The sequence below is a fragment of the Streptomyces sp. NPDC005808 genome (assembly GCF_042871385.1).
Taxonomy (GTDB): domain Bacteria; phylum Actinomycetota; class Actinomycetes; order Streptomycetales; family Streptomycetaceae; genus Streptomyces.
In genome coordinates this window covers 31480-51090 of the sequence record NZ_JBIAIK010000017.1, presented here as the reverse complement: position 1 = coordinate 51090, position 19611 = coordinate 31480, and the positions used below count along the sequence as shown (strand labels likewise).

Below are 19611 nucleotides of genomic sequence, written 5' to 3'. Positions count from 1 at the left end.
CGGATCGTGAACCCGGCCGCCCTGCGGGATTCTTCCCCGGGCGGCCGGTGGCGGGCTCACTGCCGAACCCTCCCGGGAGCGGTTGGACAGTCGGCCGCCTTCTTCTGACTACCGGGCTGGGCCCGCCGCAAACAACGAGCGTGGATCGAGGTGGGGGCGCAGCCCCCGGAGTGTGTGCCAGGGCGAGGTGGGTACCCGAGCCGGACCGGAAGAGCAAAGACCCCGGAACCCGAAGGAGGCCCGTATGACCAGCAGCACGGAGACCGGCGGTGTCACGGGCACGCCGGACAAGGACTACAACCTGATCTGGTACGTGGAAGCGTGCTTGAACAACGCGCTGCGCCTGGAGACGTACATCGCGGATGCGGAGCGCGAGAAGGACGCCGAAGTCCTGGACCTGTTCCGCAAGGCCCAGGCCGACAGCCGCAAGGGTGCCGAAGTCGGCAAGCGGCTTCTGCGTTCGCGCCTGGACGGCGGCTGAGCACTGACCCTGCCCTCTGGTGAGTACCGCGTCCGGCGTGAGGCTGTGCCGGACGCGGTACTCGCGGTGTTGCTTCCGCCCGGTTGAAGCGGGGCGGTGTTCCTTCCGCCCGGCTGAAGCGGGGTGGTATTCCCTGCGCCCGACTGCAGCGGGCCAGGAAGACGTGCGCGGCGTCGCACGCCCTGGTCAGCGTGGGCCCACGCTCGCCGGCTGAGGCCAGGGCGCCGCTTCCGCCACCGCCTGCCGCCAGCCGCGGAGTTGGCGTGGCATACCGCTGCCCACCACCGCGCGGATGACGCTGTCCGCACCCTCGGTGCCGCCGTAGACGGCCACGAAGCGGCGTTCCGCGAGGGAGCCCTCGACGACGGTGAACTCGCGGTCCGCGCTCGGGACGCCGTACGACTGGAGTTTGAGGTCGTACTGGTCGGACCAGAAGTACGGGATCAGCGGGGAGTCGGGGGGAGCGGCGCCGGCGAGTGCCCGGCCCACGATCCGGCCGTGGTCCGTGGCCGTCATCCGGTGCTCGACCCGGTGGTGTCCGCCCGTGCGGGGGTCGCGCCAGGCGGCCACGTCGCCGACGGCGAACACTCCGGGCAGGGCCTGGCCCTGTTCGTCGCACAGCACGCCGTTGCCGAGCGGGACGCCGGAGCCGGCCAGCCAGCCGACCTCGGGCTTCGAGCCGATAGCGACGAGGACGGCGTCGGCGGGCACAGTGGTCCCGTCGTCGAGTTCGACCTCGCGGACCCGTCCCGCCCGCCCGTGCAGCGCCCGTACCCCCGTACCGCAGCGCAGGTCGACGCCATTGTCGCGGTGTACGTCGGCCAGCATGCCGCCGACCTCGCTGCCCAGCGCCCGGAGCAGCGGCAGCGGCTGCGGGTCGGCGAGGGTGACGGCGACGCCGAGGCCGCGGGCGACGGCGGCGACCTCGGCGCCGAGGAAGCCGGCGCCGATGACGACGAGTCGGCGTGCGGTGCGCAGTTCCGTGCGCAGCCGCAGTGCGTCACGGAGGCCGCGCAGGACGTGCACGCCGTCCAGGCCGTGCCCGAAGGGCAGCCGTGCGGGGGTCACTCCGGTGGCGATGACCAGGGCGTCGTAGGGGAGGGAGGAGCCGTCGGCCAGGGCCACCGTCCTTGCCGCGGTGTCCACGGCGCTCGCCCGCACGCCGAGCCGCAGGTCGAGGGCGAGTTTGTCGAGCTCGGCGCGGGGCCGCAGGGTCAGCCTGTCGGGCTCCCAGTCCCCGCTGAGCAGTTGCTTGGACAGCGGCGGCCGGTCGTACGGCTCCTCGGGTTCCTCCCCGACGAGCACGATCTCGCCGGTATGGCCCTGGGAGCGGGCGGTCTGGGCGGTCGTCAGCCCGGCGGCCGAGGCCCCTACGACGACCACCCGTCCAGAGGTGGTCATCTCATTCCTCGCTCAGGGTGATGGCCAGCGCGGGGCACAGCTGCGCCGCTTCCCGTACGGCCTCGTACCGGTCCTCGGACGGTGTTCCGAGGAGTACGACGATTCCGTCCTCGTCCCGCTGGTCGAAGACGTCGGGGGCCGCGAGCACGCACTGCCCGGCGGCCACGCACTTGTCCTGGTCGATCTCGATCTTCATGTGGGGGGTTGGTCCTTTCGCGGTGGGGTTCGTCACCAGGTGACGGGCAGTTCCGAGATGCCGTAGACCACCGTCTGCCGGCGGAAGGCGATCTCCTCGTACGGGACTGCGACCTTCAGGCCGGGGAAGCGCTGGAAGATCGCGGGGAGTGCGATCTGCAGTTCGGCGCGGGCGAGGGGCTGGCCGAGGCACTGGTGGACGCCGTAGCCGAAGGCGAGGTGGTTGCGGGCGGCGCGGCTGAGGTTGAGCTCGTCGGGCAGGTCGAAGACGGCGGGGTCGCGGTTGGCCGACTGGAGCGGGATCACCAGACCGTCGCCGGCCTTGACGGTGACACCGCCGATCTCGAAGTCCTCAAGGGCGATCCTGCGCAGGCCGTTGTGCACGATCGTCAGGTAGCGCAGCAGCTCGTCCACCGCGGTCGGCACCGACTCGGGCTCGGCGAGCAGGCGTTGCAGCTGATCGGGGTGGCGCAGCAGGGCGACAGTGGACAGGCCGATCATGTTGGCCGTGGTCTCGTGCCCGGCGATCAGCAGCAGGCTGCCCATGCCCGCGGCCTGTTCGGGGGTGAGTTCGCCGGTCCGGACCCGCCGCACGGCGAGTTCGCTGAACAGGTCGTCGCCCGGATTGCGGTCCTTCTCCTTCAGGAGCCCGAGCAGATAGTCGGTGATCGCGTCGCGGGCCGCGAGGGCCGTCTCGGCGGTGACCGTGAGGTCGACCAGCACCTTGGAGTTCTGCTGGAACACCTCACGGTCGGCGTAGGGCACACCGAACAGCTCGCAGATCACGAGTGAGGGGAAGGGCAGCGCGAAGTTCTCGATCAGGTCGGCGGGCCGGGGCTGCTCGGCCAGCTCGTCGAGGAGCCGGCCGGTGAGCCGGCTCAGCCGGGGTCGCATCGACTCGATGTTCTTGAGCATGAAGGTGCGGGTCAGCATGCGCCGGAGCACACCGTGGTCGGGGTCGTCCTCGCTGATGAAGAAGCCGGGAGCCCGCTTCACCGTGCCCGCCCGCGCGTTCGGGAAGCCTTCGCGGGTGAGGTCGGAACTGACCGCGGGGTGGGCGAGCACGGACCTGATGTCGTCGTAGCGGGTCACCAGCCAGTGGACCGGCCCGTGGGGAAGGGCCACCCGACGGATTGGCCCCTCCGTACGCCAGTGCGCGTATTCGCCCGGCGGATCAAGGGGGGACGTACCTCGGTCGATGGGCAGTGTGGGGGGTTTGAGATCGGTGTCGGACAAGGCAGTACCTCCAGGCTCGGGTGAGCGTGTAGTTCCTCGGGCCGGTCACCTAACGGCGTTAGGTAACCGGCTTCACGGTACTCCCTCGTGTCGGCAGGGCAAGGACGCTATCCGGCCAAAAGTGCGCTGACCAGGTCGTTCGCGAGGGTCGGCAGGTGATCCGGGCTCTGTTGAACGGGCATGGTGACCCGTAGCGTGGTGATCCCGTGCAGCCCGGTCCACAACAGGGCCCCGCGGCGGTCGGCGGACATCCGGGCGGGGGTGACGCAGGCGGATCTGGTGCGGGGTGTGCCGGGGGCGCCGAACGGGTCGGGCTCCAGCTCGTACCCGCAGGCCGCGAAGGCCCGAGCCCACACGTCGATCAGCTTCATCACGGGGTGCCCGGCGAACCGCTCCCGCGACTGCACGGCCTGCTCGACCCCGAACATCAGGCGGTAGCGCGCCGGGTTCTCCAGCGCGAACCGCCCGTACCACAGGGCCATCGCCCGCAGCGCACCCTCCGGATCATTCGCCGGATGCCGCTCGCCCACCGCGCGCAGCTCCGCGATGAACTCCCCGTACGCCTTCTCCATCAGTGTCGCGACCAGTTCGGCGCGGTCCTTGAAGTGCAGATAGATGCTGGGCGGAGCGATCCCGACCTCCCGGGCCACGGCCCGCAGTGACAGCGCCTCCTCGCGCCCGGTCTCCCCGAGCAGCCGCTCCGCCGCGAGCAGGATCTCCTCCCGCAGCTTGCCCCCCTCGCCCCAGCGATTGGGTGTACGGGCCTTCGGCTCCCCCGCCATGACATCTCCTTCCGACCCGCACATCATCCATGACCCGCGGGGACTCCACCTGGGGCAGGATCGGCGGCCGGAACTTGATTTCTCCGAGGCGGAAACGTGTATCAACCCGTTTGAACGGCCTCTTTCAGGCAAGGTCATTGATAACGGGCCCGGTGGTCGTAAACCGTCGTCACGATGAATTCTCGGGCCGTTGGGGCAGTCGCCAGGGCCCGGCGGCCACCGTGCTCACGTGCCACATAAAACGTCATCACTTCTTCATGGACGCGGCAGCGCGAGGACGCCCTGAACTGCTATTCATAGGGGCAAATTCACCTTCCTTTGGAGAGGTATTTCCGTGCGTTCATTAAGGGTACTTTTCACCGTCCTGCTGGCATTCGTCGGGGCGGTCACGATATCGAGCTCGGCTCAGGCGGCCGAGGGCAAGTACGTGGCCCTGGGCGACTCGTACGCCGTCGCCCCCGGGACCCGGACGTACGACGACGCCGTCAACGACCTGTGCCGTCGGGGCCCGCTGGCCTACTCCCGGCTGTGGGCGGCCCAGCACCCGTCGGTCGCCTTCGTGGAGGCGTCGTGCTCCGGCGCGACCACCGCCGACGTGATCAGCACGCAGATCCCCCAACTGACCGCGGACACCACGCTGGTGACGCTTCAGGTCGGTGGCAACGATGTCGGTTTCGTCGATGTGCTGGCGAACTGCGTCCTCACCATCAACGACCAGGACTGTGTCAACGGCGTCGAGGCGGCGAAGCAGGCCACCCAGACCACGCTGTCGGCCTCGCTCGCGCAGACGTACGCGGCGGTGCGGGCCAAGGCGCCCAATGCGCGAGTCGTTGTCGTCGGATATCCGCGGTTCTACACCATCAACGGGACCTGCGGCATTCTCGGACTGAGTGACACCGAACGCACGGCCGTGAACTCGGCGGCCGACACTCTGGCAGGTGTCATGTCCGCCCGTGCCGCGGAGGCCGGGTTCACATTCCTGGACGCCCGGCCGGTATTCGACCCGCACACCATCTGCTCAACCGGCTCGGTCTGGCTGACCAGCCTGGAATGGGACAAAGTAAATGAGTCCTACCACCCGAATGCGGCGGGCCACCGCGACGGCTATCTCGCCGCGTTGAACTCCCTGATCGGATGACCGGATGACCGGATGACCGGATGACCGGATGACCGAGCCGGTCGGATAGAGGACCCGGGTGAGGGCGTTCCGCCAAGTCGGCGGAACGCCCTCACTGCGCTGCGGGTGTCCGGCCGACGCGACGCCCCTCCAGTTCAGTGCCGCCAGTTCAGTGCCGCGACCCCAGCAGCGACCTCGCGATCGCCACCTGCCGGCTGTCCAGGCCCTCCCCCTCCTCCAGCCGCCACAGCGAGTTCTGCAGGACCCGGCCCAGCGTCCAGGCCCGGGCCCGCTCGCGGTCGGCGCCAAGGGTTTCCGTCAGCAGGTCGAAACGGCGGCGGAGGTGCCCGTCTTCGAAGCGGTTCCAGAGGGCGGGGAGCAGTTCGAAGGAGGGGTCTCCGGCGAGCGGCTTCGGGTCGATGGCCAGCCAGGGTTCGCGGTCGGCGGCGAGGATGTTCTCGAAGTGCAGGTCCCAGTGCAGGAGGCGGTCGCCGGGTTCGCCGGCGACCTCGCGCAGCGCGGCGGCGCAGTTCCGCAGCAGCCGGCGGTCGTCCTCGGCGGCCGACGCCGCCAGTGCGGCCGGCAGGCGGTCGAACATGCCCGCCGTCAGGTCTCCGAGCCGTCGCAGCTCCGCCGGCGCCGGCACCGATGTCAGCCGGGCGAGCAGGTCCGCGAGGATCGCGGTCGCCTGCATCACGTCCGGCAGGGCAGCCAGCGGCCGGTCCTCGTCGAGCCGTTCCAGGAGCATCGTGCCGGTGTCCGGATCGTCGTCCAGCAGCCGTACGACACCCTCGCCGCCCCAGGTCCGCAGGGCGAGCGGCTCACCCGCCGTCTCGTCGTCGAGGTCCTGAACCTTCAGCGCGGCCGGTGTCCCGTCCCCGCACACCACCGGAAGCACGACCGCGACCCGCCCGCCCATCGGCCGCCCCTCCTGCCGCAGCCCCCACCGCTCCAGAAACTCCGCCCCCCGTTCCAGCAGCCGGGCGTCCCACACCACCACAATCACCCCATGAGTCGAGTTCCGCGCGCCGTTTGGTCGTACCTCAGCCGTGCCCCGGGAACGTACATCTGGCTGCTGATCCTCTTCGTCACGACCGTGGCCGTGCACCAGATGTCGCCGCAGTTCGAGCAGGAGTTCCTGCGGCAGCGGTCCACCAACATCCACGAACTGTCGAGCAACCCGATCCGGGTGCTCATCTCCAGTGCGATGTGGATCGACGGCGGGTACTGGCTGCCGTACGCCTTTCTGTACACCGTCTTCCACGCCCAGGCGGAGCACTGGCTCGGCACCGCCCGGTGGCTTGCCGTCTGTGTGGCCGCGCACGTCCTGGCGACGCTGATCAGCGAGGGGGCGCTGCTGCTGGCGATCCAGCACGGAGTGGCGCCGCAGTCTGCGGTCAACACCCTGGACATCGGGGTGAGTTACGCGCTGGCAGGAGTGATCGCGGTGCTGACGTACCGGATCGCGGCGCCTTGGCGGTATCCGTACGTGGCGATCGTGCTCCTCGTGTACGGGGTGCCGCTGGCGACCGGCCGCACCTTCACCGATCTCGGGCATTTCACCTCGGTGCTGATCGGGCTGGCCTGCTATCCGCTGGTCAGAGGGCGCGGAAAAGCATGGAATCCGAAGGAGACACTGGCCGCCCTCAGGCGTTAACGTCCCGGCCATGAGCAGCAGCACGGTCAATGGCGGCGTCTCCTTCTGGTATGCCGACGACGGCTTCCCCGCGCCGCGCGAGCCCCTGCCGGGTGACGCCGCCGCGGACGTCGTCATCGTCGGCGGCGGCTACACGGGACTGTGGACCGCGTACTACCTCAAGAAGGCGGCGCCCTTCCTCCGGATCACCGTCCTGGAGCAGAAGTTCTGCGGGTACGGCGCCTCCGGGCGCAACGGCGGCTGGCTCTACAACGGCATCGCGGGGCGCGACCGGTACGCGAAACTGCACGGCAAGGAGGCAGCCGTACGCCTTCAGCAGGCCATGAACGAGACGGTCGGCGAGGTGCTGCGGGTCGCCGCGACCGAGGGCGTCGACGCCGACATCCACCAGGGCGGCGTACTCGAAGTGGCGTACGGGCCGGCCCAGTTGGCCCGGCTGAAGGCCTTCCACGAGCACGAACTGTCGTACGGGGAGAAGGACCGCGAGCTGTACGGCGCGGTGGCGACCGCCGAGCGGATCCGGGTCGCGGGCGCGGTGGGCTCCAGCTGGACGCCGCACGGGGCGCGGCTGCACCCCGTGAAACTGGTGAAGGGCCTGGCCGCCGCCGTCGAGGGCCTCGGTGTCACCATCCACGAGCAGACGCCGGTCACGGAGATCCGGCCGAAGCACGCGGTGACGCCGTACGGCACGGTGCGCGCGCCCTACGTCCTGCGCTGCACGGAGGGCTTCACGGCCTCGCTCAAGGGGCAGAAGCGGACCTGGCTGCCCATGAACTCGTCGATGATCGCGACCGAGCCGCTGACCGCCGAGCAGTGGGAGACCATCGGCTGGGAGGGGCGCGAGACCCTCGGCGACATGGCGCACGCGTACATGTACGCCCAGCGCACCGCCGACGGCCGGATCGCACTCGGCGGTCGCGGAGTCCCGTACCGCTTCGGCTCACGCACCGACAACGACGGCCGTACGCAGCCCGCGACCGTCGAGGCACTGCGCGAGATCCTCGTCCGCTTCTTCCCGTCCCTGACCGGAGTGGGGGTGGAATACGCCTGGTCGGGCGTCCTCGGCGTGCCCCGCGACTGGTGCGCCACGGTGACCCTGGACCGTTCGACCGGGCTCGGCTGGGCCGGCGGCTACGTCGGTTCCGGCGTCGCCACCGCCAACCTCGCCGCCCGCACCCTGCGCGACCTCGTCCAGCGGGACTCCGGACAGTCGGGCGAGACGGAACTGACCGGCCTGCCCTGGGTCGACCACAAGGTCCGCAAGTGGGAGCCCGAGCCCTTCCGCTGGATCGGCGTCCACGGCATGTACGCCACCTACCGCACGGCCGACCGACGCGAACTGACCACGCACAGCGCCCAGTCGTCACGACTGGCCCGCGCGGCGGACCGGGTGGCGGGGCGGCACTGACGACTCCAGCCGCTCGGCTCGTAGGGCACAGCCGCACGGCTTGCAAGGCACAGCCGCTCGGCTCGTAGGGCATCTGCTGTCCCCCGATACTCATGAGTGCTCTGTCACACCTGTGTGCGAGCATCGCTTCATTGACCATCGAGCCGGGGGGCTCGACCTATCCGGGGGAATCAGATGCCCGAACCCTGTCCGCGTGCCCGCATGTCCGCGAGACGCACGCCCGCTTCGGTGCTGCTGCTCGCGCTGACCGTCCTCGTCGCGCTGCTGACGTCGACCGGCACGGGCGCGGCCCGAGCGGTGGAACCGGCGGCGGACGCCGAGTGCGCGCCGCTCGCCATCGCGCCGTTCGGTGACCCGGGTGAGGCGGTAGGCAAGGCCACCGTCGCGGCCGAGGGCAGCGCCTGCTTCAGTGTCACGGCCACCGCTGCGGGCCTGCACCTGGTCTCGCTCGACGACAGCGGCAACGAGGCGTACACCCAGGTCCTCTCCGCCGACGGTGCTGAAGTGGACTGCTTCGACGAGGAGTTCTACGCCGAGGGCTGGTGCGACCTGCCCACGGCGGGCACTTACACCGTCAAGGTGGTCAACAACGGCTGGGGAGAATCGGAGACGGCCGTCACCGTCGTCCCGCTCGGCTCCACGCAGGGCTGCGCCGAGGAGACCGGCACGAGCTGGGACCTGCCGACCGTGAGCCGTACGTCGGTGAGCCCGGTCGAGATCGACTGCCAGCCCTTCGAGGCCGAGGCAGGCGACCGCGTCCGGCTCACCCACGGATCCAAGGTGTCCGGCAACCACATCGCCTGGATCACCGACGAGACCGGCGCCCGGATCTGCCCGCACTTCCCCGAGGACGGCGAGGACAGTTGTGTGCTGTCCGGCGACGGCCCCTACCGGGTGCTGTCCCAGGTCTCGTACGGGGAGCGGGGCTTTCCCGCCGAGTTCGCCGTGAAGGTCCGTCGGCTGGACGACCCGCAGGGTTGCCGTACCGCGCCCGTGCGGCCCTACGGCCCCCTGGAACCGCAGGACTTCGACACCAACCCCTGCTTCACGTTCACCGCCGCGAAGGCCGGCTCCTTCCTCGTCCACTACGTCAACGAGACCGGGGAGACAGGCCCGGTCCACGTGTACGACGCCGACGGCATGACCATGTGCCGGGCAAATGATCCGTGCCGGCTGCCGGCCGCCGGCACCTACACCGCCGTCCTCGACGGCTCGTACCCCTTCAGGGACTCCCGCGACGGGCTGATCGTCCTCGACCGCGCCTCCGGTGAAGGCTGCGTGGACACCGGCATGGGGGTTCACCAGGGCGAGTTGAGCACGGCAGGGCAGTACGACTGCCTGGAGCTGGACGCTCCGCAGGGGGCCGTGGTCGCGGCACTCACCCCGCTCGGCTCCACCCCGGTCGACGCGACGGTCGAGGTGCTCGACCGCGACGGCACCGAGCAGTGCGACGCGGAAGAGCTCGCGTACGGCGACTGCGCCCTCACAGGCACAGCGCCCTACCGTGCCCTGGTCCACTCCGACCAAGGCGTCACCCCCACCGGTCCCTACACCGTGGCCCTCCACCGCACGGACGCCGAGAACGACTGCCCCGTGCTGCCCGCCGGAAGTTTCACCGACGGCGGTGCCAAGGCCACGCTGACCACGGGCGACGGGGTCTTCTCGCACTGCTTGAGCATTCCCGCCGACGCCCACACGGGCGCTGAGGTCTTCCAACTGGCCGCCACGTCGGGCACGGTCACCGCGGGCTTCTCCGTGGTCGACTCCACCGGCAAGCGCGTCTGCAACCGCGCCGCCACCACCAACGGCTGGACGATCTGCGGCCTCACCCCGGGCAAGGCCCACACGGTGCTCGTCACGGGACGGGACAAGGCCGCCACATACACGCTGACCCGGCGTGACGTGACCGCGAGCGCCTCCTCCGCGGGCTGTCTGAAGACGGCTGCCGCGAAGGTCGGCGGTCCCTCCGTGGCCGGTTCGTACGACGTTCCGGGCACCCTGCGCTGCCACCAGGTCACCACCGACGCCGCGACCGACGTCGTGCACATGGACGTGCGGGACGCGCTGGGCACCGCCGACATCGCGGTCCTGGACGGCGACGGCGTCACCGAGTGCTCGTTCCGCAACCGCTCCTGCGCGGTCACCGGATCCACCACCCACCAGGTGCTCGTGCAGACCCCGGCCACCCTGAAGGCCGCGCCCGCCTACCACCTGGACGCCCTGCGCATCGCCACCGCCGACGGGCCGGCGCCCGAATGCACCGAGGTCCCCTCCGTCGCGTACGGGTACGGGCCGGTCACCGGCACCCTCGACGAGTCGCACACCGCCGTGTGCGCGGCGCTGCCCACGGCGAGCTCCGACCACTTCACCGCCGACATCAAGGACACCACCGGGGCCACCACCACGGCGGTGCCCGCCCTCTACACCACGTCCTCCTGGACCAACGGCTGCTTCAACAGCTCGTCCGGCTACGAGTGCGGTGTATCCCGCGGGGCCTCCGAGAGCGCCCCGACCGTGTTCCTCCTGGGCCTGCCGGAGAAGGCGTCCAGCACCTCCTACAGCGCCAAGCTGACCTGCTCGTTCGTCCAGTGCGGCACCGAGGACGTGACCGTCACCGCGGTGAGCCCCGGCACGGGTGCCGGCGGCGGCAAGGTCACGCTCAGCGTGACCGGCACCGCGCTCGGCGCGGACACCACGGTCCGGCTCAGCCAGAGCGGCAGGACGGTGACCGCGAAGACGGAGTCGGTGTCCGCCGACAACCGCACGGTCACGGCGACCCTCGACCTGACCGGCGCGGCCACCGGCGTCTGGTCGGTCAGCGTGCTCACCCGCGGCTGGGAGTACCAGCACGGCACCTTCACCGTGACCCAGCCCGAGCTGAAGAACACCGCCCTGCCCAAGGTGACCGGCACGTCGGCGGTCGGCGTCAAGGTCACGGCGGCGACGGGGAGTTGGTCGGCCGCCCCCTCGTCGTACACCTATCAGTGGAAGGCGAACGGCACCGCGATAGCCGGGGCGACGGCCTCCGCGTACACGATCCCGGCGTCGCTCCTCGGCAAGAAGCTGACCGTGACCGTCACGGCCGTCAAGGGTGGCTGGAAGAGCGGCTCGGCGACCTCGGCGGCGGTGACCGTCGCCAAGGGCGCCGCTCCGAAGGCGACGAAGGCGCCGGTGATCAGCGGCACGGCGAAGGTCGGCAAGAAGCTGACCGCGGGCAAGGGCACGTGGAGCCCGGCGGCGACCTCGTACTCGTACCAGTGGTACGCGAACGGGAAGGCGATCGCCGGTGCGACCAAGTCCACGCTGGTCCTGAAGTCGGCCCAGGCCAACAAGAAGATCACCGTCAAGGTGATCGCGCACCGCACCGGTCACAAGGACGGTTCGGCGGTGAGCAAGGCCACGAAGGCGGTCACCCGCTGAGACAGCCACCGGCGGGTGCGGGGCGGGCCCAGGAAGGGTCCGCCCCGCACCCGTATGTGACACTGCCGCCATGATTCGCCCAGCCACCCCCGCCGATGTCCCCGTCATCCACGCCCTGGTGCGTGAACTCGCCGAGTACGAGAAGGCGCTGGAGGAGGTGCGGGCCTCTGCGGAGCAGTTGCGTGAGGGGCTGTTCGGGGAGCGGCCCGCCGCGTTCGCGCATGTCGCCGAGGACGCGACAGGGGAGGTGGTCGGGTTCGCGCTGTGGTTCCTGAACTTCTCGACCTGGCGCGGGGTGCACGGGATCTACCTGGAGGACCTGTACGTACGGCCCCAGGTGCGCGGCGGCGGGCACGGGAAGGCGCTGCTGACCGAGCTGGCGCGGATGTGTGTGGAGCGCGGCTACGAGCGGCTGGAGTGGTCGGTGCTGAACTGGAACCGGCCGGCCGTCGAGTTCTACGAGGCGCTGGGCGCACGGCCGCAGGACGAGTGGACGGTGTACCGGCTGACGGACGACGCGCTCGCGAAGCTGGGCTCGGGGGCCTGACTCTCGCCGGCGCTCACCGCGCCGGGGCCGGGGCTCGCGGGAGGACTGCCTGTTGCTCGCGGCTCCAGGCTGGGGCTCTGGGGGCTGACCGTTGCTCGCGGTTGCAGGGCCGGGGCTCGCGGGTCTGTCTGTTGCTCATGGTTCCCAGGGCCGGGGCTCGCGGGCCTGACCGTTGCTCACGGTTCCAGTACCACCTTGCCGATCGTGTCCCGGTTCTCCAGGGCGCGGTGAGCTGCTGCCGCCTCGGCCAGTGGGAAGCGGGTGACGGCCGGGGTCAGGCGGCCGGCGGCGGCTTCGGCCAGGGAGCGCAGCTCCAGGGTGTGAACGGGATTCGGGCCGCCCGCCTTCCGCATCATCGCGGCCCCCAGGACCTCCTGGGAGACCCCCTCGACGAGCAGCGGGGCGCCGTCGCGCAGGCCCTTGCCGGACCAGCCGAAGACGAGGTGGGTGCCGCCGGGGCCCAGCAGGGCGACGGACTCGCGGGCCGCGTCACCGCCCACCCCGTCGAAGACGACGGTTGCCTCGGTGCCGCCGAGAAACGCGCGGACCTTCTTCGGCCAGTCCGGGTCCTTGTAGTCGACGGCCAGGTCGGCGCCGTTGCGCTGTACCCGGGCCACCTTCTCCGGGCCGCCGGCCAGCCCGATCACGGTGGCGCCCGCGTGCTTCGCGTACTGCACGAGGAGCGTGCCGATACCGCCCGCGGCCGCCGGGATCACGGCCACGGAGTCGGGGCCCAGCTCGGTGAACTGCAGGATCCCCATCACCGTACGCCCCGTGCCGATCATCGCGACGGCCTGCGCGAAGTCCAGGTTCCCGGGGATCTCGTGGAGGCGGTCGACGTCGACGACCGCCAGCTCGGCGTAGCCGCCGGGGGCGAAGCCCAGGTGCGCCACGACGCGCTTGCCGAGCCAGAGGTCGGCCACGCCCTCGCCGAGGGACTCGACGGTGCCGGCGACTTCACGGCCGGGGATCGTGGGCAGGGTGGGCAGTTCCGGGAGCGGGCCCCGGATGCCCTCCCGGATCGCGGTGTCGAGAAGGTGAACACCGGCCGCGGCGACGGCGATCCGGACCTGGCCGGGCCCCGGCTCCGGGTCCTCGGTCCGCTCGTACGAGAGAGTCTCGGCCGGGCCGAAGGTGTGCTGGCGGATGGCGCGCATGAGGGGCTCCGTCGTCTGTTGTCCGGCGTGCTGTCGGGCATTGCTGTCGGGCATTGCTGTCTGGCGTTGCTGTCTGTCGTCGGTTCTTTGTGCGCCTTTGTGGGCCCAGCTTCTGACCTCAAGCTTGCTTGAGGTCAAGGCGTTGCCGGATTTTGAGTGCCAGGGTCACCGCTTCGAGCGCGCTGTTGAAGGAGACCTCCGAGAGCACGCCGGGGGCGGCGACCTGGTCGCCCACGAGGTAGACGCCGTCACCGCGGTCGATGGCGGGCCGGTCGCGCCAGCTCGTGCCGGGTAGGTCGACCGCGCCGGTACGGCCGTTCGCGGTGGCCTCGCGCCGCCAGGTCACGCGCTCGCGCCAGCCGTCGAAGGCGAGGTCGAGCAGGTGCTCGGCGCGGGCGATGCCGTCGGCCCGGGACTCGTGCGGGGCGATCGGGATCTGCCCCTGGACGAGCTGCTCGCCGGCCGGGGCGAGGCTGCGGTCCTGCGCGGTGAACCTCTCGATCCAGCCGGGTGCGTCCAGGTCGGAGACGGCGAACGCGTCGCCGCGCCGGCTGCGGACGGCCAGGTCGATGAGGGCGGTACGGCCGCTCGCCCAGGTCAGTGAGTCGTCCTTGAGGAGGCGGCGGGCGGCGTCGAGGGAGGTGGCGACGATGACGGGGCCGTCCTCGGGAAGCGCGTCGACCCTCGCCAGGGTCTCCATCCGGACGCCGAGATTCCAGGCGCGGGCCGCCATCCGGTCGATGACGGACGCCCAGCCGCCCTTCGTTGGTCTTGTTAGGAGCCCTCGGCGGTGCGGGCCCGGCCGCCGAGCGTGTGATGGGCCTCGTACACGGTGACTTTGGCGCCGGTCTCGGCGGCGGTGATGGCGGCGGTGAGTCCGGCGAAGCCGCCGCCGACGACGGTGATGTGAGGCATGGCTGGAGTCTCCCTCTGCTCCGGGGTGTTTGCTCCGGGGGCGTTGCCCTTCTGCCGTTACGACTGATCGAGAAGGCTGGAATGTGACATGGGAGGGGGAAAACGCAGGTCGCGGCCGTTGTCAGTGGTGGGGTGCACGATGGGGGCATGGTGCGGAAAGCGGCGGGCGAGGCGAGGAAACAGGTCAAGGGAGCGCGGCGGCCGGAGGTGCGGTTGCCGCCCCTGGAGCCGTACGACGGTGCGGGGCTGGAGCCCGACGGGGACTACGACGGCCTCGAGTTCCGGGACGTGGACTTCGTCGGGCAGGACGGCGGGGGCGCGCGGTTCATGGACTGCGCGCTGACCGGGTGCGCGCTGGACGAGACGCGGCTGCATCACGCACGCGTCCTCGACTCGGTCCTGACGGGCATACGGGGCGTGGGCACCGACCTCGCCGAGTCGACTCTGCGCGATGTCGAGTTGGTCGACGCCCGTCTGGGCGGGGTGCAGTTGCACGGTTCCGTACTGGAGCGCGTCCTGGTGCGCGGCGGCAAGATCGACTACCTGAACCTGCGCAAGGCCCGCCTCAAGGACGTCGTCTTCCAGGGGTGCGTCCTGGTGGAGCCGGACTTCGGGGGTGCTCGGCTCGAGCGCGTGGAGTTCGTGGACTGCCTGGTGAAGGAAGCGGATCTCACGGGGGCGACGCTGACGGACGTGGACCTGCGGGGGGCCGCCGAGTTCACCATCGCGCGGGGGGTGGACCGGTTGGCGGGGGCGGTGATCAGTCCGGCTCAACTGGTGGATCTGGCGGGGGTGTTGGCGGCGGAGTTGGGGGTGCGGGTGGAGTAGGGGGTGTTTCGCCCCCGCCGCCCGTTTCAGCCCGTCCGGCGTTTGAGGACGAGCGCGTTCAGCGCGACAGCGGGGGTCTGGGGGCGGAGCCCCCAGGAGCAAGGGACGGGCAGGGGCGGAGGGGCGAAAAAACTCCCCCGCACCCACCCTCACGCCACCCGAGGAAACCGAGCCTCCAGCGTCCACACCGCCGGGTTGTCACGGAGCCCCTCATGGAGATCGACTAGGTCGGCGATCAGGTCGTGCAGAAAGTCCCGCGCCTCACGCCGAAGCTCGGCGTGCGAGAAGGTGAGCGGCGCCTCCTCGACCCGCATCCAGTCCGCCTCGACGTCCACCCACCCGAAGCGCCGCTCGAAGAGCATCCGGTCGGTCGACTCCGTGAAGTCGAGCTCCGCGCGCTGCGGCCGCGAGGCCCGGCTCCCGCGCGGATCCCGGTCGAGCTGCTCCACGATGTCGCACAGCGCCCACGCGAAGTCGAGCACCGGCACCCATCCCCAGGCTGTGGACAGCTCCCGGTCCGCCTTGGTGTCGGCGAGATAGACGTCTCCGCAGAACAGGTCGTGACGCAGCGCGTGGACGTCCGCGCGGCGGTAGTCGGTCTGCGGGGGGTCGGGGAAGCGGTTGGAGAGGGCGTAGCCGATGTCGAGCACGTAGGTGATGGTGTCATGGCCTCGTAGGATCGCGGACGTGCCCCGATCCCCCTCCGCCCTGCCCGCCGCGGCGCCTTTTGCCCTGGCCATCGCCCTGGTGCTCACCGCGTGCAGCGGGGGTGTGCAGGGCAGGCCGGGCGCCTCCGGCGTACGCGACCCGTACTTCCCGAAGCTGGGCAACGGCGGCTACGACGTCACGCACTACGGCCTGACCTTCGCCTACGACCCGGGGACCAAGCACCTGACCGGGACGGCGGAGATCACGGCCAGGGCCACCCAGGACCTCAGCGCCTTCAACCTCGACCTGTTGGGGCTGGACGTTTCCGCCGTGACCGTCGCGGCGACCGGCGGCGACGCCGAGAACGCCCGCTGGAACCGCGCGGGCCACGAGCTGACCGTGCGCCCGCACGACGACCTCGACAAGGGCGACACCTTCCGCACGACGGTCCGCTATTCCGGCACCCCCGAGACACTCACCGACCCGGACGGCTCGGAGGAGGGCTGGCTGCGCACGGCGGACGGCGCCCTCGCGCTCGGCGAACCCACCGGTTCGATGACCTGGTTCCCCGGCAACCACCACCCCTCCGACAAGGCCTCGTACGACATCAAGGTCACCGTCCCCGAGGGCCTGCGGGCCGTCTCGGGCGGCGAGTTGACGGACGAGACGACGCTGAACGGCCGTACGACCGCCACCTGGCACACCGCCGAACCGATGGCGAGCTATCTGGCGACGGTCGCGATCGGCCGGTACGACATCACCCGCTCCACGACGGAGAACGGTCTGCCGGTGATCGTCGCCGTCGACCCGACGCAGGCCGACGCGAGCAGGGAAGTGCTCGCGAGCCTCCCCGAGGTCCTGGAGTGGGAGGAGGCCCACTTCGGCCCGTACCCCTTCTCCTCCACCGGTGCGATCGTCGACCGCGAGGGGGACGCGGGCTACGCCCTGGAGACCCAGAACCGCCCGGTCTTCCCCGGCGCCCCGGACACCGGGTTCCTCGTCCACGAACTGGCCCACCAGTGGTACGGCGACTCGGTCACGCCGAAGACCTGGCGGGACATGTGGCTCAACGAGGGCTTCGCCACCTACGCGGAGTGGCTGTGGCAGGAGGAGCACGACGGCGACACCGCCGACGAGATCTTCAACTCCCTCTACAAGGGCGACTACTTCGACGACCCGCAGCTCGACGAGGCCGTCTGGGCCTTCCCGCCCGCCAAGCCCTCCGGCGCCGCGCACCTCTCCGACAGCCCCGTCTACGAACGCGGCGCGATGGTACTCCACAAGATCCGGCAGACCGTCGGCGACGACACCTTCCACGACATCATCCAGGGCTGGGCCACCGCCCACCGTCACGGCAACGCGGACACCGCCGACTTCACGGCGTACGTGGAGAAGTCCGCGCCGGACGCCGACTTCGGCGCGGTCTGGCAGGACTGGCTGTACGGGGAGGGGAAGCCGGCGAAGCCCTGACGGCCCTCTCGGCCGGACAGGGACGGGGGCCCGACAGTGGCCCCGACCGCCGTGGGTGACGTCGAGTGGCGGAGAGCGTGTGCAGACGGCACGGCCGCCCGTCCGGGGAACCCTCCCCGGACGGGCGGCCGTTGACCACTGCGGTGTGCCGCGGCGAACGTCAGACGTTCACGCCGAAGTCCTGCGCGATGCCCGTCAGGCCCGATGCGTAGCCCTGGCCGACCGCGCGGAACTTCCACTCGGCGCCGTTGCGGTAGAGCTCGCCGAAGACCATGGCGGTCTCGGTGGCCGCGTCCTCGGAGAGGTCGTAGCGGGCGATCTCCGCGCCGCCGGCCGCGTTGACGATGCGGATGTACGCGTTGCGGACCTGGCCGAAGTTCTGCGAGCGGGTCTCCGCGTCGTAGATGGAGACCGGGAAGACGATCTTGTCGATGTCGGCGGGGAGGCCCGCCAGGTTGACGTTGATCGCCTCGTCGTCGCCCGCGCCTTCGCCCGTGCGGTTGTCGCCGGTGTGCACGATCGTCTGGTCCGGGGTCTGCTTGTTGTTGAAGAAGATGAAGTGGGCGTCCGAGTAGACCTTGCCCTCGGGGTTGACCGCGATCGCCGAGGCGTCGAGGTCGAACTCGGTGCCCGTGGTGGAGCGGACGTCCCAGCCGAGGCCCACGGTGACGGCGGTCAGGCCCGGAGCCTCCTTGGTGAGCGAGACGTTGCCACCCTTGGACAGGCTTACAGCCATTGTTGGGAGTCCCTTCCCTCATTGCGTACGTGCACACTGCTCGTACGTTTTGGCTTCGTACGGGCACGAAGCTACAGCTACCTCCAAGAACGCCACGAGGGGTACCGAAGGTTCCTTCCGCTTTACTTTCTTTACCCAGGAGACCAGGTGCCGCTGAAAACCTGGTGACGTGGACCGGACATCCGAGCGACCATGTACCTCATGTCCGGTCCTTACGTCATTCGCGGCTCCGTCTCCCTCCCCGAGGCCGAGCTGATGTGGCGTTTCTCGCGCTCCGGCGGGCCGGGCGGACAGCACGTCAACACGAGCGACACACAGGTGGAGCTCGGTTTCGATCTCGCGAAGACCAACGCGCTGCCGCCCGTCTGGAAGGAGCGCGCCCTCGACAGGCTCGCCGGGCGGCTCGTCGACGGGGTCATCACCGTCCGCGCCTCCGAGCATCGCTCGCAGTGGCGCAACCGGGAGACCGCGGCCGTACGGCTGGCCTCCCTCCTCGCCGAGGCTTCCGCGCCCCCGCCCAAGCCCCGCAGGGCCACCCGGATCCCTCGTGGGATCAACGAGCGGCGGCTGCGCGAGAAGAAGCAGCGCTCCGACACCAAGCGCGGACGCAACGGGCGCGACTGGGGATAAGGCACCACCCAGCCCGCATCCACCCAGCCCGCACCGCCCCGCCCGCCCGGTCGACCGGGCTCAGCCCAACTGCCGGTACCTGCCCTTGAAGTACGTCAACGGGCCGCCGTCCGCGCTCGGTACCGCAGCCGTCAGTACGCGGCCGATGACGAGGGTGTGGTCCCCGGCGGCCACCCGCTGCTCGGTTCTGACCTCCAGGGTGGCCAGTGAGCCGCCCACCAGCAGCGCGCCGGACGCCTTTCCCCGTACGTAGGGGATGTCCTCGAAGAGGAGGCGGTCGCTGATGCGGCCCTTCATGGCGAAGCGGCCCGCGATGTGGCGCTGGCTCTCGGAGAGCACGGAGACGGCCCACAGGGGCTGTTCGGCGAGCAGGTCGTCCATACGGGAGCCGTCGCGCAGGCTGACCATGACCAGGGGCGGGTCCAGGGAGACGGACATGAAGGCCGTCGCTGTCATGCCGGCGTCCTCGCCGCCCGGTCCGTCCGGGTCCGTCGCGGGCTCGTGCGCGGTCACCAGGACCACGCCCGCGGCCAGCCGGGACAGGGCGGCGCGGAACTCGTCGTTGCTCACCCCCTCAGCATGCACGGCGGCAGCGTGCGGGGGACCAGTGGGGGAGGCGGCGGCGGGAGCGACAAGGGAAGCGACAGCGGGAGCCGCGGGGGGAGTGTTCGGCACGCCGGAACGCTAGTCTCCGACCTAGGGGCCGCACATCGGTCCCCGGCCCGAGCCAGGTCCTAGGACCACCGACGGACCACCCCTGGTCCGCCGACCGAGCACCGACGGAAAACCGGCCCCGGACGCCCGCCGCCACACCCCGCGGCATGCAACAGACATAATCGCGCACAGCGATTGCACAGCTCTCCCATATGCGCTCAATAGGTGCACGGAGAAACTGCAGAAACCCCACTCAATTGTTCACGTTCCGCTGTGACTTGAGTCACAGGAGCCATATTTTGTTGACCCTGTGTACCGAGTGGGCAGCG

18 protein-coding genes and 1 pseudogene are annotated in these 19611 nt (G+C 70.5%); 9 read left to right on the top strand and 10 right to left on the bottom strand.

Annotated features, from left to right (window positions below):
• Nucleotides 1–244: 244 nt before the first annotated feature.
• Nucleotides 245–481: a hypothetical protein gene (locus tag ACFYPC_RS30655; protein WP_391889211.1), complete on the top strand. Its 237-nt coding sequence runs from the start codon at nucleotides 245–247 to the stop codon at nucleotides 479–481.
• A 186-nt stretch (nucleotides 482–667) separates the two neighbouring features.
• Here ACFYPC_RS30655 and ACFYPC_RS30650 read toward each other — a convergent pair whose 3' ends face one another.
• The 4 genes from ACFYPC_RS30650 to ACFYPC_RS30635 all read right to left on the bottom strand — a co-directional run bounded on the left by ACFYPC_RS30650 (nucleotide 668) and on the right by ACFYPC_RS30635 (nucleotide 4095).
• Nucleotides 668–1882, bottom strand: coding sequence for an NAD(P)/FAD-dependent oxidoreductase (locus tag ACFYPC_RS30650; RefSeq protein ID WP_391889209.1), 1215 nt, complete (start codon nucleotides 1880–1882; stop codon nucleotides 668–670).
• Between the two features lies 1 nt (nucleotide 1883).
• A complete protein-coding gene (locus ACFYPC_RS30645) occupies nucleotides 1884–2078 on the bottom strand; it encodes a ferredoxin (RefSeq protein WP_391889207.1) in 195 nt (64 codons plus the stop codon).
• A gap of 32 nt (nucleotides 2079–2110) precedes the next feature.
• Nucleotides 2111–3202, bottom strand: a complete 1092-nt coding sequence (locus ACFYPC_RS30640; RefSeq protein WP_391889205.1) for a cytochrome P450 — start codon at nucleotides 3200–3202, stop codon at nucleotides 2111–2113.
• 218 nt (nucleotides 3203–3420) lie between these two features.
• The gene (locus tag ACFYPC_RS30635; RefSeq protein ID WP_391889202.1) at nucleotides 3421–4095 is read right to left on the bottom strand and encodes a TetR/AcrR family transcriptional regulator; all 675 of its coding nucleotides are present in this window, start codon (nucleotides 4093–4095) and stop codon (nucleotides 3421–3423) included.
• A 334-nt stretch (nucleotides 4096–4429) separates the two neighbouring features.
• Between ACFYPC_RS30635 and ACFYPC_RS30630 the strand changes: the two genes are divergently transcribed.
• A complete protein-coding gene (locus ACFYPC_RS30630; protein ID WP_391889200.1) occupies nucleotides 4430–5233 on the top strand; it encodes an SGNH/GDSL hydrolase family protein in 804 nt (267 codons plus the stop codon).
• A gap of 148 nt (nucleotides 5234–5381) precedes the next feature.
• On the opposite strand, the gene ACFYPC_RS30625 is transcribed toward ACFYPC_RS30630, so the two are convergent.
• Nucleotides 5382–6218: an aminoglycoside phosphotransferase family protein gene (locus ACFYPC_RS30625; protein ID WP_391889198.1), complete on the bottom strand. Its 837-nt coding sequence runs from the start codon at nucleotides 6216–6218 to the stop codon at nucleotides 5382–5384.
• A gap of 3 nt (nucleotides 6219–6221) precedes the next feature.
• On the opposite strand from ACFYPC_RS30625, the gene ACFYPC_RS30620 reads away from it, so the two are divergent.
• From ACFYPC_RS30620 to ACFYPC_RS30605, 4 genes are all read left to right on the top strand, one after another.
• Nucleotides 6222–6869: a rhomboid-like protein gene (locus tag ACFYPC_RS30620; RefSeq protein WP_391889196.1), complete on the top strand. Its 648-nt coding sequence runs from the start codon at nucleotides 6222–6224 to the stop codon at nucleotides 6867–6869.
• 10 nt (nucleotides 6870–6879) lie between these two features.
• Nucleotides 6880–8277 carry an NAD(P)/FAD-dependent oxidoreductase gene (locus tag ACFYPC_RS30615; protein ID WP_391889194.1) on the top strand — a complete coding sequence of 466 codons (1398 nt, stop codon included), beginning with the start codon at nucleotides 6880–6882 and terminating at the stop codon, nucleotides 8275–8277.
• A 201-nt stretch (nucleotides 8278–8478) separates the two neighbouring features.
• Complete coding sequence (locus tag ACFYPC_RS30610) at nucleotides 8479–11697, top strand: Tat pathway signal protein (protein ID WP_391889192.1); 3219 nt, start codon at nucleotides 8479–8481, stop codon at nucleotides 11695–11697.
• Nucleotides 11698–11767: 70 nt separating this feature from the next.
• Nucleotides 11768–12244, top strand: coding sequence for a GNAT family N-acetyltransferase (locus ACFYPC_RS30605; RefSeq protein WP_391889190.1), 477 nt, complete (start codon nucleotides 11768–11770; stop codon nucleotides 12242–12244).
• Nucleotides 12245–12420: 176 nt separating this feature from the next.
• Here the strand turns inward: ACFYPC_RS30605 and ACFYPC_RS30600 are convergent, their stop codons facing one another.
• The gene (locus tag ACFYPC_RS30600) at nucleotides 12421–13401 is read right to left on the bottom strand and encodes a zinc-binding dehydrogenase (protein WP_391889187.1); all 981 of its coding nucleotides are present in this window, start codon (nucleotides 13399–13401) and stop codon (nucleotides 12421–12423) included.
• 118 nt (nucleotides 13402–13519) lie between these two features.
• A pseudogene (locus ACFYPC_RS30595) lies at nucleotides 13520–14316 on the bottom strand (FAD-dependent oxidoreductase).
• 147 nt (nucleotides 14317–14463) lie between these two features.
• Here ACFYPC_RS30595 and ACFYPC_RS30590 point away from each other — a divergent pair.
• Nucleotides 14464–15144, top strand: coding sequence for a pentapeptide repeat-containing protein (locus ACFYPC_RS30590; RefSeq protein ID WP_391889185.1), 681 nt, complete (start codon nucleotides 14464–14466; stop codon nucleotides 15142–15144).
• A gap of 149 nt (nucleotides 15145–15293) precedes the next feature.
• Here the strand turns inward: ACFYPC_RS30590 and ACFYPC_RS30585 are convergent, their stop codons facing one another.
• On the bottom strand, nucleotides 15294–15794 hold the full coding sequence (locus tag ACFYPC_RS30585) for a hypothetical protein (protein WP_391889183.1): 501 nt from the start codon (nucleotides 15792–15794) through the stop codon (nucleotides 15294–15296).
• A 7-nt stretch (nucleotides 15795–15801) separates the two neighbouring features.
• Here ACFYPC_RS30585 and ACFYPC_RS30580 point away from each other — a divergent pair, with 7 nt between their 5' ends.
• Nucleotides 15802–17262 (top strand): M1 family metallopeptidase, encoded by a 1461-nt coding sequence (locus ACFYPC_RS30580; protein WP_391889449.1) that lies wholly within the window; start codon nucleotides 15802–15804, stop codon nucleotides 17260–17262.
• A 160-nt stretch (nucleotides 17263–17422) separates the two neighbouring features.
• Here the strand turns inward: ACFYPC_RS30580 and ACFYPC_RS30575 are convergent, their stop codons facing one another.
• The gene (locus ACFYPC_RS30575) at nucleotides 17423–17998 is read right to left on the bottom strand and encodes a TerD family protein (RefSeq protein ID WP_391889181.1); all 576 of its coding nucleotides are present in this window, start codon (nucleotides 17996–17998) and stop codon (nucleotides 17423–17425) included.
• A 201-nt stretch (nucleotides 17999–18199) separates the two neighbouring features.
• On the opposite strand from ACFYPC_RS30575, the gene arfB reads away from it, so the two are divergent.
• Nucleotides 18200–18628, top strand: coding sequence for an alternative ribosome rescue aminoacyl-tRNA hydrolase ArfB (gene arfB, locus ACFYPC_RS30570; protein ID WP_365432690.1), 429 nt, complete (start codon nucleotides 18200–18202; stop codon nucleotides 18626–18628).
• A 60-nt stretch (nucleotides 18629–18688) separates the two neighbouring features.
• Here arfB and ACFYPC_RS30565 read toward each other — a convergent pair whose 3' ends face one another.
• Nucleotides 18689–19303: a flavin reductase family protein gene (locus tag ACFYPC_RS30565; RefSeq protein ID WP_391889178.1), complete on the bottom strand. Its 615-nt coding sequence runs from the start codon at nucleotides 19301–19303 to the stop codon at nucleotides 18689–18691.
• Nucleotides 19304–19611 lie beyond the last annotated feature (308 nt).